This is a genomic window from Pseudomonas bijieensis, assembly GCF_013347965.1.
Classification (GTDB): domain Bacteria; phylum Pseudomonadota; class Gammaproteobacteria; order Pseudomonadales; family Pseudomonadaceae; genus Aquipseudomonas; species Aquipseudomonas bijieensis.
Map to the genome: position 1 here is coordinate 1,191,868 of NZ_CP048810.1, position 12,920 is coordinate 1,204,787.

The 12,920-nt window shown below is 63.6% G+C and carries 13 protein-coding genes and 2 pseudogenes; 9 read left to right on the forward strand and 6 right to left on the reverse strand.

The window, feature by feature from the left end:
* The 6 genes and pseudogenes from GN234_RS04945 to GN234_RS04970 all read right to left on the reverse strand — a co-directional run bounded on the left by GN234_RS04945 (position 1) and on the right by GN234_RS04970 (position 5,729).
* Positions 1-1,839, reverse strand: a complete 1,839-nt coding sequence (locus GN234_RS04945) for a nitric oxide reductase activation protein NorD (protein WP_176687986.1) — start codon at positions 1,837-1,839, stop codon at positions 1-3.
* Between the two features lie 177 nt (positions 1,840-2,016).
* A complete protein-coding gene (locus GN234_RS04950) occupies positions 2,017-3,444 on the reverse strand; it encodes a cbb3-type cytochrome c oxidase subunit I (RefSeq protein WP_176687987.1) in 1,428 nt (475 codons plus the stop codon).
* A 3-nt stretch (positions 3,445-3,447) separates the two neighbouring features.
* Positions 3,448-3,889, reverse strand: a pseudogene (locus GN234_RS04955) (c-type cytochrome).
* A 278-nt stretch (positions 3,890-4,167) separates the two neighbouring features.
* Entirely contained in the window at positions 4,168-4,380 is a 213-nt protein-coding gene (locus GN234_RS04960; protein ID WP_176687988.1) for a cytochrome C oxidase subunit IV family protein, read from the reverse strand.
* Between the two features lie 46 nt (positions 4,381-4,426).
* Positions 4,427-5,011, reverse strand: coding sequence for a cytochrome c oxidase subunit 3 family protein (locus GN234_RS04965; protein WP_116832256.1), 585 nt, complete (start codon positions 5,009-5,011; stop codon positions 4,427-4,429).
* On the reverse strand, positions 4,995-5,729 hold the full coding sequence (locus GN234_RS04970; RefSeq protein WP_370873808.1) for a CbbQ/NirQ/NorQ/GpvN family protein: 735 nt from the start codon (positions 5,727-5,729) through the stop codon (positions 4,995-4,997). Before GN234_RS04970 ends, GN234_RS04965 begins: the two co-directional genes overlap by 17 nt.
* 267 nt (positions 5,730-5,996) lie before the next feature.
* On the opposite strand from GN234_RS04970, the gene GN234_RS04975 reads away from it, so the two are divergent.
* From GN234_RS04975 to nirJ, 9 genes and pseudogenes are all read left to right on the forward strand, one after another.
* On the forward strand, positions 5,997-7,676 hold the full coding sequence (locus GN234_RS04975; RefSeq protein ID WP_176687989.1) for a cytochrome D1 domain-containing protein: 1,680 nt from the start codon (positions 5,997-5,999) through the stop codon (positions 7,674-7,676).
* 24 nt (positions 7,677-7,700) lie between these two features.
* Positions 7,701-8,010: pseudogene (locus tag GN234_RS04980) on the forward strand (c-type cytochrome).
* Between the two features lie 263 nt (positions 8,011-8,273).
* Positions 8,274-8,543 (forward strand): c-type cytochrome, encoded by a 270-nt coding sequence (locus GN234_RS04985; protein WP_176687991.1) that lies wholly within the window; start codon positions 8,274-8,276, stop codon positions 8,541-8,543.
* Entirely contained in the window at positions 8,540-9,718 is a 1,179-nt protein-coding gene (locus GN234_RS04990) for a cytochrome D1 domain-containing protein (protein ID WP_109756154.1), read from the forward strand. The genes GN234_RS04985 and GN234_RS04990 overlap by 4 nt, the downstream gene beginning before the upstream one ends.
* A gap of 2 nt (positions 9,719-9,720) precedes the next feature.
* Positions 9,721-10,179 carry an Lrp/AsnC family transcriptional regulator gene (locus GN234_RS04995; RefSeq protein ID WP_176687992.1) on the forward strand — a complete coding sequence of 153 codons (459 nt, stop codon included), beginning with the start codon at positions 9,721-9,723 and terminating at the stop codon, positions 10,177-10,179.
* Positions 10,176-10,688 carry a siroheme decarboxylase subunit beta gene (gene ahbB, locus GN234_RS05000; RefSeq protein WP_176687993.1) on the forward strand — a complete coding sequence of 171 codons (513 nt, stop codon included), beginning with the start codon at positions 10,176-10,178 and terminating at the stop codon, positions 10,686-10,688. Before GN234_RS04995 ends, ahbB (GN234_RS05000) begins: the two co-directional genes overlap by 4 nt.
* Complete coding sequence (locus GN234_RS05005) at positions 10,681-11,124, forward strand: Lrp/AsnC family transcriptional regulator (protein WP_163853895.1); 444 nt, start codon at positions 10,681-10,683, stop codon at positions 11,122-11,124. The genes ahbB (GN234_RS05000) and GN234_RS05005 overlap by 8 nt, the downstream gene beginning before the upstream one ends.
* Positions 11,099-11,668 (forward strand): siroheme decarboxylase subunit beta, encoded by a 570-nt coding sequence (ahbB, locus tag GN234_RS05010; protein ID WP_176687994.1) that lies wholly within the window; start codon positions 11,099-11,101, stop codon positions 11,666-11,668. Before GN234_RS05005 ends, ahbB (GN234_RS05010) begins: the two co-directional genes overlap by 26 nt.
* A 73-nt stretch (positions 11,669-11,741) precedes the next feature.
* Positions 11,742-12,920: a heme d1 biosynthesis radical SAM protein NirJ gene (gene nirJ / locus GN234_RS05015; protein WP_176687995.1), complete on the forward strand. Its 1,179-nt coding sequence runs from the start codon at positions 11,742-11,744 to the stop codon at positions 12,918-12,920.

The window sequence follows — 12,920 nt, forward strand, 5'->3', positions numbered from 1 at the left end:
TCAATCCTGAGTCAACTGCCGGTACAACTGCGGTAAACGCAGCGGCAGTTGCTCGGGCTGGTGAATCAGGGTGTAGCCGTTGGCCCCGAACATGTAGGGTAGGTAATCCCCCGCTTCGCGATCGATGGTGATGCAGAACGGCGTCAGCCCTTGGCGCCGCGCCTCGAGCACCGCCTGGCGGGTGTCTTCCACGCCGTAGCGGCCTTCGTAAAGATCCAGGTCATTGGGCTTGCCGTCACTGAGCAGCAGCAACAGTTTGCGCCGGCGCTTGCAGAGCGCCAGTTGTTGCGTGGCCTGGCGAATCGCCGCGCCCATGCGTGTGTAGTAACCCGGTTTCAGCCCCTGGATCCGTCCCCGGGTGTGATCGTCGTAACGCTGGTTGAAAGCCTTGAGTTCATGCAGGCGCACCTGCTGGCGACGCAGGGAAGAGAACCCGTACAAGGCAAAATCGTCCCCCAGCACCGACAGGGTTTCGCCGAACAGCAACAGGCTGTCGCGAATCACATCGATCACCCGGTGCTCGTCATTGAGGTGGGCATCGGTGGACATCGACAGATCGGCCAGCAGCAGACAGGCCAGGTCACGGCGAGTCTGGCGCTGGTCCATGAACAACCCGTGCTCGCTGCACTGCCCGTGCTGGCGCTCGACATGAAAGTCCAGCCAGGCTTGCAGGTCCAGTTCCGAGCCTTGGGTTTGCTGGCGCAACCACTGGCGATCGTTGCGCAAGTGTTCGAACTGGCGACGCAGGTGCTGGGCCGAGCTTCGCAGGCGTGCGGGTAACGGCTGGGGCTGGCAATCGCGAGGGGTGAAGGTTTGCAGGCTGACGAAATCGTCCTGCAGTCGTTGCTTGCGGTAATCCCATTCCGGCAAGAGGATGCCTGCGCCCAACGGGATATCATCCACATCGGCCGGGGGCAGGTCCAGGTGCAGTTTCAAGCCACCGCCCTTGCGCAAGCGGGTGCGCGACAAGGTCAATTGGTCCAGGTCCTCGGCGACGCGAGCGGCGGCCGGGTCTTCGCTGTCATCCGCCCAGCGATCCAGGTCCACATGTTCGGTCCAACTGAACAGGTTCTCCAGGCGCACGATCAGCAGCCCACCGTCACGGCTGGTGTCGTCGATTCGCTCGGCGCGCTTGCGACCGCCCTGCTGTTCGCCGGGTGGTGTCGCCAGGTATTGCTCGGACTCCTCAAGGTCGGCGGCCTGGGGATTGCCCAGGTGTTGGGGTGGGTACAGCCACAGCGGCAACGGCCAGGCCGCCCGCTCGCTGCGTGGAAAATGTTCGACACTGCCCGGTTCGCGCAGGGCTTGGCACAACGCATGCTCCAGGGCGGCTTCGGCCGGGTTGAGCGTGGCCGGATCGGGGCGCAGGGACAGGTGTGCGTCCACCAAGCGCCGGTAGCGAGGCCGCAGTGCCGGGTAGCGCTGCAACACCGCCAGGGTCCAGCGCTGATTGTCCCGCCCCCAGTGCGTCATCGGTCCCGCCTGTGCGGCCAGCAAGGCCAGCCAGCGATACAATTCCTCGTTGAGCCCGACATCGGGGAACGCCGCCAGGCTCGCCGGCAGGCGCAGGTTATCGTTATCGCACCAGGCCAGGGGGACTTGCTTGCAGGTCCCGGCGATCTGCTGCAACAGGTTGCGACGCAGCAGCAGGTCGCGATCGCTGACGGCCTCCACCCCCAAGTGAGACGCACCGCCGGTGGCCCGCAACAACACCTGGAGTGCGCGTTGCCGGGGGATCAGCTCCACCCGCGCTTCGGGAAAATCCACACTGGCGCGGCGAGTGATGAAACGGTGCCAGACACTGCCGACCCACTCTTCCAGCTCTAGGGTGAATGCCATGGTTACTCTCCTATCGACCCGCTGCAGTGAAGGGACTGGCTCGCACTGCTTTTGTGGCGAGGGAGCTTGCTCCCGCTGGGCTGCGCAGCAGACCCATTTTGTGAGCGCTTCGCGCTCAAGCGGGAGCAAGCTCCCTCGCCACAAAGGCGCTCTCGCCACGGATTCAGTGGTGGCCTCTCAAGAAGGCACCACCGCCGCCGGTGCACGCAGGGCCGCACGACCACGTTGACGGAAGCTGAACAGGTAGCAGAGCAACCCGGCCAGGAAGCCGATACCGCTGACCAGTCGCGCCCAGAACAGCGGCTTCAAATGATCCATCGTGGCCATGAACGGCAAGGCACTGCCATCGGCCATCCAGCGCTGCAACCAGACCTGGACGACACCGGCCGCGGTGAGGAACAAGGTGATCATCACCATCGACAGGGTCATCAACCAGAAGCCCCAGATCTCCAGGCGCTGCGAGCGTTCGTCCGCCGCTTCACCCAAGCCCCGCAAGCGCGGCATGGCGTAGCTGATCAGCGTCATCACGATCATTGCGTAGGCACCGTAGAAGGCCAGGTGACCGTGGGCCGCGGTCAGTTGCGAACCGTGGGTGTAGTAGTTGACTGGTGCCAGGGTGTGCAGGAAACCCCAAACACCCGCACCGAAGAACGCGGTGACCGTGGTGCCCTTGGCCCACAACGTGGCCGCGCGGTTCGGGTGGTGCCGACGACGGTTCTTCACCATGCTGAAGGCGAAGACCACCATCGCCAGGAACGGCAGCGGTTCCATCGCCGAGAAGATCGAGCCGACCCACAACCAGACCTCAGGCGCACCGATCCAGAAGAAGTGGTGACCGGTGCCGATGATCCCGGTGATCAGCGCCATGGCGATAATCACGTAGAGCCATTTTTCCACCACTTCGCGGTCCACGCCGGTGATCTTGATCAGGACGAAAGCGAGCATCGAACCCATGATCAGTTCCCAGACGCCTTCCACCCAAAGATGCACCACCCACCACCAGTAGAACTTGTCACGGGCGAGGTTTTCCGGGTTGTAGAAGGAGAACAGGAAGAACACCGCCAGGCCGATCAGGCCGGTCATCATCACCATGCTGACGGTGGTCTTGCGACCTTTGAGCAGGGTCATGCCGATGTTGTAGAGGAACCCCAGGCACACCACCACGATACCCATCTTGGTAATGGTCGGCTGCTCCAGGAACTCGCGTCCCATGGTGGGCAGCAAGTCGTTACCGGTGAACTTGGCCAGCGTCGCATAAGGCACCGAGAGGTAGCCCAGGATCGTCGCCACGCCAGCGGCGGCGAACACCCAGAACAGCAACAACGCCAGTTTCGGGCTGTGCAGTTGGCGATCGGCCTCCTCCGGTATCAGGTAATACGCCGCGCCCATGAAGCCGAACAGCAGCCAGACGATCAGCAGGTTGGTGTGGACCATGCGGGCCACGTTGAAAGGAATCAGCGGGAACAGGAAGTCGCCGACCACGTATTGCAGGCCCATGATCAAACCGAACAGCACCTGCCCCAGGAACAGCATCAGGGCAAACACGAAGTAGGGTTTGGCGACGGCCTGCGAGGCGAATTTCAGATGCGGATTAGCCATGCTCATCTCTCAGCCCTCCTTGTTTGGCGGCCAGCCATTGGTATTGATTTTCGAGCTCCACTTGAGGAACTCGGCGATGTCGTCGACCTCCTGCTCGCTCAGGTTGAACTGCGGCATGGCCCGACGACCCGGAACGTTCAGCGGCTGCATTTTCATCCAGGCCTGCAGGAACGGCTTGAAGGCTTCCTCGCCACCGCGCCGGTTGACCACGTTGCCCAGCTCCGGCGCAAAGTACGCGCCTTCGCCCAGCAGGGTATGGCAGCCGATGCAGTTGTTGCGCTCCCAGACGCCCTTGCCGCGTATCACCGATTCGCTCAATTGCGCCTGGTTGCTGCGTTCGGGAAAGGTCTGTTCCGTGTGGTAGGTCAGGGCCAGGAATATCAGGAAGAAGAACACGCTTCCCCCCGAAGTAAATATTCCTGGCCATGCCTTTGGTGAAGGTATCTGACATGGTCACTTCCTCATTGCTTGGCGTGTTCATTCTAGGAAGCGCGGGGTCAGAAACCGCTTGATGGCGATCAAGAATCTCCGATGGTTTTGGTGGGTTGTTCCAACACCGCCCGAAAGGCAGGTGAGCTGTTGTGGCGAGGGAGCTTGCTCCCGCTGGGTTGCGAAGCGACCCTAAAACCTGCTGACGGGGTGTGCCAGATGGATTGAGTTGTTGCTGTTGGGGCTGCTTCGCAGCCCAGCGGGAGCAAGCTCCCTCGCCACAGGGGATTGCATCGGGAATCAGAGCGTGAATGAGATTGCAATCGCAAGCACCACCGCCCAGCTCAACACCAACCGCCGCCACAACCGCGGCGCATGGCGCAGCTCCATGAAGCCGTCGGCGATCAACCAGGCCTTGGTCACCGCGACCGCCAGGATGGCGATGGACACCAGCCCGCTAGCCGCGACCTGCCCCAGGGCGACGGTACCGGTGCTCAGCACCGCCAGCGCCATCCAGCAGGCAATCAAGACAGGGGGAAGCGGACATGAGCACCTCCGCTCAATCAAGGATGTAGACAACCGGGAACAGCAGCACCCAGACCAGATCGACCATGTGCCAATACAGCACGCCGGACTCCAACCCGCTATGTTCCTGCGCACCGTAGCGCCGACGTCGGCAACCTTCGGCCAGCCAGGCGAGAATCACCATGCCCAGCAGCACATGAAGGAAATGAAACCCGGTAAGGATCCAGTACAAGGTGAAGAACGTGTTGTGCTCCATCCCCAGGCCGTTCGCCAGCAGATGGGCGTACTCAGCGAGCTTGATCCCCACATAGCCGCAGGCGAGCAACAACGCCACACACAACAACAACGCACCTCGACGCGGCCGGGCCTGCCTGACCTGCTCCTGGGCCAGGGCGGCGAACAGGCCGGCGGTCAGCAGGCTGAGGGTCATCGCCAGGCCCGTGGAGCGGTCCAGCAACTGCCGGCCTTCGCTGAAGACCTGCGGATACAACGCCTGGGCGACGGTGAACGCCAGGATCAACAGCGCGAACACCGACAGCTCGGCGAGGATGAAAAACCACATCGCCAGGTCCCCGGGCAAGCGCCGGGGCAAGGCGATGGTTTCAGCCGAAGTGGACATCGACCACATCCATCAACGCGGCAACGGTCTGCGGGTCGTCGCTCAATGGCTCGGCCAGGCAGGCCAGGCAGGCTTGGCGCGGGTCCATGCCGGAGCCGATCATGCGCGCGGCGAAGATCAGCAGGCGCGTCGAGGCGACTTCCTCCAGGTCATGCTGGTCGAGCCGACGCAGCGCCTGTCCCAGGCGCACCACCTGGGCCGCCAAGGCCATGTCCACGTTCGCCTCACGGGCGACGATGCGCTCTTCATCGGCCACCGCCGGATAACCAAAACGCATCGCCACGAAGCGCTGGCGAGTGCTTGGCTTCATGCCTTTGAGCAGGTTCTGGTAACCCGGGTTATAGGACACCACCAGCATGAAGGACGGCGGTGCCTGCAGTACTTCGCCCGTGCGCTCCAGGTACAACTGCCGACGATCATCGGCCAGCGGATGCAACACCACGGCCGTGTCCTGGCGCGCTTCGACCACCTCATCCAGATAACAGATGCCGCCCTCGCGCACCGCCCGGGTCAAGGGACCGTCCTGCCACCAAGTGCCCTGGGCGCCGATCAAGTGACGGCCCACCAGGTCGGCCGCGCTCAAGTCATCGTGGCAGGCCACGGTGTACAGCGGCAGTTTCAGGCGGTGGGCCATGTGCTGGACGAAACGGGTCTTGCCGCAGCCGGTAGGGCCCTTGATCAGCACCGGCATGCCGTGATGCCAGGCCTGCTCGAACATCGCCTGCTCGTTGTCCTGGGGTTGATAAAAGGGTTCGTCGGGGTGCTGCAAAGTGTGGATAGCGTTCATGGCAAGGCCTGATCAGACAACACGATTGCAGGCCACGCTACGGTGCCCTGCGACAACCTGGCAAGGGTTGCGGCCGGCAAACTTGATCGCCGTCAAGCGGCCAACCACCAGCCTGGGCATAGCCTTGCATCGCACCAAGAACCTGCGCGCCGAACGTCAATTACTGCGCAGCGCGGGTCACGCCTGAGGAGAAATGGAATGCTGATCAGCCACAAAAAATCGTGGGCCCTGCGGGTCACGGCGCTGTGTACAGCGCTGGCCGCCCCCCACGCCTTCGCCGACCAAACCACTGCGCCGGAGCAACCCCGCGTGGCCAAGACCGAAGGCGCGCCAGACCTGAGCCAGGCCGACTTCGACTCGGCCAAGGAAATCTACTTCCAGCGCTGCGCCGGTTGCCACGGGGTCCTTCGCAAAGGCGCCACCGGCAAACCATTGACACCCGATATCACCCAGTCACGCGGCCAGGCCTACCTGGAGGCGCTGATCACCTACGGCTCGGCCGCCGGCATGCCGAACTGGGGCACCTCCAACGCCCTGACCAAAGACCAGATCACGGTGATGGCCAAGTTCATCCAGCACACCCCGCCGACACCGCCGGAATGGGGCATGGCCGAAACCCGCAAGACCTGGAAAGTGCTGGTCAAGCCCGAGGACCGGCCGACCAGGCAACTGAGCACCCTCAACCTGCAGAACCTGTTCTCGGTGACCCTGCGCGACGACGGCAAGATCGCCTTGATCGACGGCGACAGCAAGAAGATCGTCAAGCTGATCGACACCGGTTATGCGGTGCACATCTCGCGCATCTCGGCATCAGGTCGCTACCTGCTGGTGATTGGCCGGGACGCCAAGATCGACATGATCGACCTGTGGCCGAAAGAGCCGACCAAGGTCGCGGAAATCAAGGTGGGTATCGAAGCCCGTTCGGTGGAAACCTCCAAGTTCAAAGGCTACGAAGACAAGTACACCATCGCCGGTTCGTACTGGCCGCCGCAGTTCACCATCATGGACGGCGAGACCCTGGAGCCCAAGCAGATCGTCTCGACCCGCGGCATGACCGTCGACACTCAGCAATACCACCCGGAACCTCGAGTCGCAGCCATCATCGCCTCCCACGAGTGGCCTGAGTTCATCGTCAACGTCAAGGAAACCGGCAAGGTGATGCTGGTCAACTATCAGGACATCAAGAACCTCACCATCACCAGCATCGACGCCGCGCCATTCCTGCATGACGGCGGTTGGGACAGCAGCCATCGCTATTTCATGACGGCCGCCAACAACTCCAACAAAGTCGCGGTGATCGACTCCAAGGAACGCAAGCTCACCGCCCTGGTGGACGTGGGCAAGACCCCGCACCCGGGACGCGGCGCGAACTTCAACCACCCACTCTACGGACCGGTCTGGGCCACCAGCCACCTGGGCGACGCCGGGGTTTCGCTGATCGGCACCGACCCGATCAAACACCCGCAATACGCCTGGAAACAGGTCGGCTCGTTGCAGGGCCAGGGTGGCGGCTCGCTGTTCATCAAGACTCACCCCGCGTCCAACCATCTGTATGTCGACACCACCCTCAGCCCCGACGCCAAGCTCAGCCAGTCGGTGGCGGTATTCGACATCAACAAGCTCGACGCCGGCTACACCGTGCTGCCGATTGCCGAGTACGCCGGTATCAAGAAAGGCGCGTTACGCGTGGTGCAGCCGGAGTACAACAAGGCCGGCGACGAGGTCTGGTTCTCGGTCTGGAGTGGCCAGGAAGACGAGTCGGCGCTAGTGGTGATCGACGACAAGACCCTCAAGGTCAAGAACGTGATCAAGGACAAGCGCCTGATCACCCCTACCGGGAAATTCAACGTCTACAACACCCAACACGACATCTATTGAGCCCCATCAATAAGAGGAAAAACCATGAAGCCTATTCTGATTGCCTTGGCCCTGACTGCCGCCTACAGCCTGCCGGTGCTGGCACAAGACGGCCCGACGCTGTTCAAGAGCAAGCCCTGTGCAGCCTGCCATTCCATCGACACCAAGGTGGTGGGCCCGGCGCTCAAGGAGGTCGCGGCAAAAAAACGCCAGTGTCCCGGGGGCGCAAGACGTGCTCGCCAAACACATCAAGGAGGGTACGCAAGGCAACTGGGGACCGATGCCGATGCCGGCCAACCCCGTGACGGAAGAAGAAGCCAAGATCCTCGCTGCGTGGGTCTTGACCCTTAAATAACACAGGCAGAAAAGGCCTTGTAGGCAGGACCTGCCTGACACAAAACCCGTGGCGAGGGAGCTTGCTCCCGCTGGGCTGCGCAGCAGCCCCAATAGCAACCTGGCGACTCAGTGTGTCAGGTAAACCCAAGGGGCTGCTGCGCAGCCAGCGGGAGCAAGCTCCCTCGCCACAAAAGCGATGCAACTCAATCTCGGAGGACGTCATGGAACGACACCGCTTTACCACCTCGATGACCACCCTCCTCTTTATTTTTTTCCTCCTGCGTGCTGGCCGCTCCCGACAGCCAGCGCCAGGCCCAACTGCAACACCTGCTGGACCAGGATTGTGGCGCCTGCCACGGCCTGTACATGACCGGCGGCCTCGGCCCACCCCTGACCCTCGAAGCCCTGGCCGGAAAATCCCGCGACAGCCTCATCGCCACCGTCACCCTCGGACGGCCCGGCAGCGCCATGCCCGGTTGGGCACCGCTGCTTGCGCCCGACGACATTCGCTGGCTGGTGGACCGGCTCCTTCAAGGAAAACCCGCCTCATGATCCGTTCTTTCCTGTCCTTCACGGCCATCGCCCTGCTGCTCTGCGGTTGCACCCAGACACCGCTGCGCGGCACCGGCGATCTGGGCGTAGTGGTGGAGCGTGCCAACGGCAGCCTGCAAATCATCGAAAGCGATACCCGCACCGCCCTCGCCCGCGTTGAAGGCCTGGGCGACCTCTCCCACGCCTCGGTGGTGTTCTCCCGCGACCAGCGCTACGCCTATGTGTTCGGCCGCGATGGTGGCCTGAGCAAAGTCGACCTGCTGAGCGCGCGCATCGACCGCCGGATCATCCAGGGCGGCAACAGCATCGGCGGCGCGATCAGCCAGGACGGCAAGCTGATCGCCGTCTCCAACTACGAACCCGGCGGGGTCAAGGTGTTCGATGCCCAGACCCTGGAACAGGTCGCCGACATTCCGGCCACACCCTTGCCTGACGGCAAGAAACGTTCGCGAGTGGTGGGTCTGGTGGACGCCCCGGGACAACGCTTCGTGTTCAGCCTGTTCGACACCGGCGAGATCTGGACCGCCGACTTCAGCCAGGGTCTCACCCCGAGCATCGAGCGTTTCACCGCCATCGGCCAACAACCCTACGACGCACTGATCACCCCGGATGGGCGTTACTACATGGCCGGGCTGTTCGGTGAAGACGGCATGGCCCAACTCGACCTGTGGCATCCGGAACACGGCGTAAAACGGGTGCTGGGGCATTACGGGCGCGGCCAGGATCGGCTCCCGGTGTACAAGATGCCGCATCTGGAAGGCTGGGCCCTGGCCGACCAGCAAGCCTTCGTGCCTGCCGTCGGGCATCACCAGGTACTGGTGATGAATGCCCGGGACTGGCAGCAGACCGACGCCATCGCCGTGGCCGGCCAACCGGTGTTCGTCACCGCGCGACCGGACGGCCGGCAACTGTGGGTCAACTTCGCCTACCCGGACAACGACCGCGTCCAGGTCATCGACACCCAGACTCACGCCGTCGTCGCAGACCTGCGACCGGGACCGGCCGTGTTGCACATGGAGTTCACCGCACGAGGTGACCAGCTGTGGCTGTCCGCCCGGGACGGTGGCGAGGTACAGGTCTGGAACCCGTATCGGCTCGAACGCCTGGGCAGCCTGCCGGCCCTGAGCCCCAGCGGTATTTTCTTCAGCAGCCGCGCGCACAAGCCGGGGTATTGACCATGACATCCAGCTCACTGGCCCGGCGCCTGATCGATCAATTCCAGCATGGCCTGCCGTTGTGCGCCGAGCCCTATCGAGCCATGGCCGAGACCTTGAGCTGCAGCGAAGCCCAGGTCATCGACTGCCTGCAACACCTGCAAGTGGCCGGGACCTTGTCGCGGGTCGGCCCGGTGTTCGAACACACCCGGGCCGGCGCCAGCACCCTGGCCGCCCTGGCTGTGCCCGAAGACCGCTTGCACCAGGTGGCGGCACGCATCAGCCAATACCCGGAAGTCAATCACAACTATGCCCGGGAACATCGCTACAACCTGTGGTTCGTACTGACCGGCCCCACCCGTGCCCACCTGGAAAACATCCTCCAGGAACTGGAACACGACACTGGTCTCACCCCGCTGGACCTGCCCATGCTGACCGCCTATCGCATCGACCTGGGCTTTGCCCTGGAGGCCACCCCATGAAAAACGCCCTGAGTGAGCAACAGTCACTGGAACTGCGCCGTCTGCTGGAGACCGGCCTGCCCCTGACATCGCGGCCCTTCCAGGCCCTGGCCGAGCAGATCGAGGCCAGCGAGCAACAAGTGCTCGAGCAGATGCAGCGCTGGCATGGACAGGGTCTGTTCCGGCGCGTAGGCCTGGTGGTCAACCATCGCGCCTTGGGATTTGCCGCCAACGCCATGCTGGTGCTGGACGTGCCCGACGCCTTGGTCGATGAAGTCGGCCGTCGCCTCGGCCAGGCGCCGGGCATCAGCCTTTGCTACCAACGCCCCCGGCGTCTGCCCCAGTGGCAATACAACCTGTTCTGCATGATCCACGGTCGCCAGCGTGACCGTGTCGAAGCCCAGGTCCAGGCGCTGCTGGAAGAGCATCTGCTGGACGACCTGCCCCACCAGTTGCTGTTCAGCACGCACCTGTTCAAGCAATGCGGCGGACGTTTCGCCGCGCCGGCCGGAGCCCGCTGCGATGGATGACCTGGACCGCCGCCTGATCAATCGCCTGCAACTGGGACTGCCGCTGGTCCGTCATCCTTGGCAGGCCCTGGCCCATGAACTGGACAGCAGCGCTAGCGAATTGCTCGACCGCCTGCATGAGCTGCTCAACGACGGCGTGCTCACCCGCTTCGGCCCGATGTTCGACATCGATCGCCTGGGCGGTGCGTTCACCCTGGCGGCGCTGGCGGTGCCCGAGCCGCGCTTCGAGGCCATCGCCGAGCTGCTCGCGGACATGCCCGAGGTCGCCCACAACTACCGCCGCGAGCACGCCTGGAACATGTGGTTCGTGCTCGCCTGCCCCAGCGAACAGGCAATCAACGACACCCTGCTGCGCATCGAACATCTGACCGGCCTGGTGCCGCTGAACCTGCCCAAAGAGGAGACCTACCATGTCGGCCTGTATTTCCCCGTCTGAGTCTTTGTGGCAAGTGCCACCACGGCCGGATGAAACGCCCCTGGCCCTGCGGCTGGTGGAACTGACCCAGGCCGGCCTGCCCTTGCTCGAAGACCCCTGGGCCTGGCTGGCCGAGCAACTGGGCCTGAGTGTGGAATCCACCCTCGACCTGCTCAAGCGCTTGCAGGCCGAAGGCGCGATCCGCCGCATCGCTGCCGTGCCCAATCACTATCGCCTGGGCTATCGCCACAACGGCATGACGGTCTGGGACGTGGCCGACACCGACATCTCACGCCTCGGCGCGCTGCTGGGCGCGCAGCCCTTCGTCAGCCATTGCTACCGGCGCCCGCGCCGGCCCGGCTGGCGCTACAACCTGTTCGCCATGGTCCATGGCCGTAGCCGCGAAGAAATCGACAGCTACCGCGAACACCTGCGCTACCTGCTGGGGGACGCCTGTGCCGCCGACGACATGCTGGTGAGCAGCCGCATCCTGAAAAAAACCGGCCTGCGCCTGTCGCCTGTGGGAGCAAAGCTTGCTCGCGAAACAGGTGCGTCGGTTTTATGAAGGACCGCATCGGCTTCATCGCGGGCAAGCCTTGCTCCCACCAAGCCTTGCTCCCACAATGAAGGAACGCTTTATGTTGAGGATCAGCCACTACCTGCGAGCCCTGGCCGGGCAATGCCCCCCTCCACGGGTCGCGCCACCGGGCAGCCAGCGCCCGCCGGTGGTGATCTGGAACCTGCTCAGGCGCTGCAACCTGACCTGCAAACACTGCTATGCGACCTCGGCCGACAGCGTGTTTCGCGATGAACTGGACACCGCGGCGGCGCTCCAGGTCATCGATGACCTGCATGATGCCGGGGTTCGCGTGCTGATCCTGTCCGGCGGCGAACCCTTGCTGCGCGACGACCTCTTCCAGCTCAGCGCCTATGCCCGCGGCAAGGGCCTTTTCCTCGCCCTGTCCACCAACGGCACACTGATCGACGCGAGCAATATCCAGCACATCAGCGAGGCACACTTCGATTACGTCGGCATCAGCATCGACGGCCTGGAAGCGATCCACGATGAATTCCGCCAGCTCAAGGGCAGTTTCGCCCGCTCCATGGCGGCCATCCGGCTCTGCCGCGAACAAGGGATCCGGGTCGGGTTGCGCACCACCCTCACCCAGCAGAACCATGCTCAACTGCCCCGGTTGCTGGACCTGATGAACGAATACGATGTGCAGAAATTCTATCTGTCGCATCTGAACTACAGCGGACGCGGCAAGCGCAGTCGCAAGCTCGATGCCCACCAGCAGATGAGCCGCGAGGCCATGACCTTGATCTTCGAGCGGGCCTGGCACGACATCGAACAGGGCCGCGACAGTGACTTCGTCAGCGGCAACAACGACGCCGATGCGATCCTGTTGCTGCAATGGGTATCCCGCCGACTACCGCAACACTACACCGCACTGGAACGGATGCTGCGGGCCTGGGGCGGCAACGCGTCGGGTAGCGGCATCGCCAACATCGACAATACCGGCGAGGTCCACCCCGACACGTACTGGTGGCAGCACTCGGTGGGCAATGTCCGCCAGACCCCATTCAAGAGACTCTGGTCAGAGCGCCCCGATGCCCTGCTGCTCAAGCTGCGCGAACACCCGCGGGCCGTGGGTGGCCGCTGTGGGCAATGCCGCTGGCTGGCGATCTGCAACGGCAATACCCGCACCCGCGCCTGGGCCGACGGCGACCTCTGGGGCCAGGACCCCGGCTGCCACCTCAGCGACGAAGAAATCGGCTTGCACGCGATCCCCAGCGTTGCGACGCCCTGCGCCTGA